Origin of the sequence: uncultured Paracoccus sp., assembly GCF_947487305.1 — a bacterium.
GTDB lineage: Bacteria > Pseudomonadota > Alphaproteobacteria > Rhodobacterales > Rhodobacteraceae > Paracoccus.
On record NZ_CANKWH010000063.1, the window covers coordinates 1 to 1,726 of the forward strand.

The 1,726-nt window shown below is 57.9% G+C and carries 1 protein-coding gene and 1 pseudogene; both read left to right on the forward strand.

Going from position 1 to position 1,726, the window contains the following annotated elements:
* Positions 1–289: 289 nt before the first annotated feature.
* Positions 290–847, forward strand: a complete 558-nt coding sequence (locus tag Q1A36_RS21235; protein WP_299848155.1) for a hypothetical protein — start codon at positions 290–292, stop codon at positions 845–847.
* A gap of 21 nt (positions 848–868) precedes the next feature.
* Positions 869–1,644 (forward strand): annotated as a pseudogene (locus Q1A36_RS21240) (IS3 family transposase); the annotation flags it as partial.
* Between the last annotated feature and the right edge of the window lie 82 nt (positions 1,645–1,726).

Sequence of the window (1,726 nt, forward strand, 5' to 3'; positions counted from 1 at the left end):
CGGGGTAGAGCAGCCCGGTAGCTCGTCAGGCTCATAACCTGAAGGTCACAGGTTCAAATCCTGTCCCCGCAACCAAATCCCCCAACGATATCAGATGCTTAGAACCCGACGCAAACACTCGGGTTTTTGGCGTTCCAGTTTACATCAACGCCACATCAACACCCAGCCAGAAAAACCGCACCAGCACGCATGAGCGCGCAGTCACAGGCAGTGGCGGGCAACTCGCAGTTGCACGAGATTCCGGTTCCCGCCATCATCACCCCGTGGTTCTCTAGACGGTGGATTGACGATGAAGGATTTTGGGCCGGGTTTCCCTGAATGGACTGAACTCGGCCAGGATGGCGGCCTCGATCCTCTTGGAATGCAGCGCCCCATCGAAGCGATCTATCAATCCCTGCTGCCCGGCATCAGCACCATCACGCTTCGCTTCAGATATTACTCGTTCTTTGTCTGGATGCTTGAAGTCTACGCGAGGGAGAAGGGAGACACTGACCCCGTTGTCTTCCGGGCGTTCCAGCGACGCTGTGAGACCCTCTTTGCCCTGATTGCTGCGCGCGGATCGACTGAACTGGGCGTTGCCGGCATAGATTGGGCGCAAAAGCAACTTGGCGACGTTCCGAACGATCCGGGGGCGATCATCGACTTTTCAGTCGGGGCCGATCCGGACACGGACGTCGGCCAGCGCTACTTGCGCAACAAAGGTGGCGCATTCGGCGGCATCTATGCCACTCAGATGTTCGAGATGGGCCTGATCACACTTGGCGATGATCGGAACCCGATTGCAATCTGCACGAACCGCGCACTTCCATTGGTGATCCTCCCCCCGAGAGGTGGTCCGCCGTTATGATTAGGAAACGGAGGATCGAGAATGGCGAACAAGCGGGTAAAGCCGGAAGAGATTGTCTCGAAATTGCGGCAGGTTGAGGTTCTGATGGGTCAAGGCCTATCGCGTCTGGACGCGATCAGACGGATCGGTGTCGTCGAACAGACCTATTACCGCTGGAGGAAGCAATACGGTGGGATGGGCGTGGATCAATTGAAGGAACTGAAGCGGCTCCAACAGGAGAATGAACGGCTCCGGCGTGCCGTGTCAGATCTGACGCTGGACAAGCTGATCTTGAGTGAGGCTGCCAGCGGAAACTTCTGAGGCCCGCTCGCCGCCGGGCCTGCATTGACCATGTCCGCAGTGAGTTGGGCGTTTCCGAGCGTCGGGCCTGCCAGGTGCTGCACCAGCATCGCTCGACACAACGCAAATTGCCGCGAGGGCGCGCGGACGAAGACCGCCTGGTCGCTGATATGATCGAGCTGGCCCGGCAATATGGCCGCTACGGATATCGCCGGATTGCGGCTCTGTTGAGGGATGCCGGGTGGCAGGTGAATGACAAGCGGGTCGAACGCCTGTGGCGGCGTGAGGGGCTGAAAGTGCCGATAAAGCAACCGAAGAAGAGCCGGCTCTGGCTGAATGACGGATCCTGTGTCCGGCTGCGGCCTGAATACCGGGATCATGTCTGGTCGTATGATTTTGTTCATTGCCGCACCGATGACGGCAAGGTGTTCCGGACGTTGAATATCCTCGACGAGTTCAGCCGCGAATGCCTGACGATCAGAGTGCGGCGCAGGCTGAATTCGACAGATGTGATCGATGCGTTTGTTGATTTCCACCCAGAAGTGAGCCGGATAGGCGGGTAATTTCCACTGAGAATTGAGCCATGTGAACCTTTCCCCA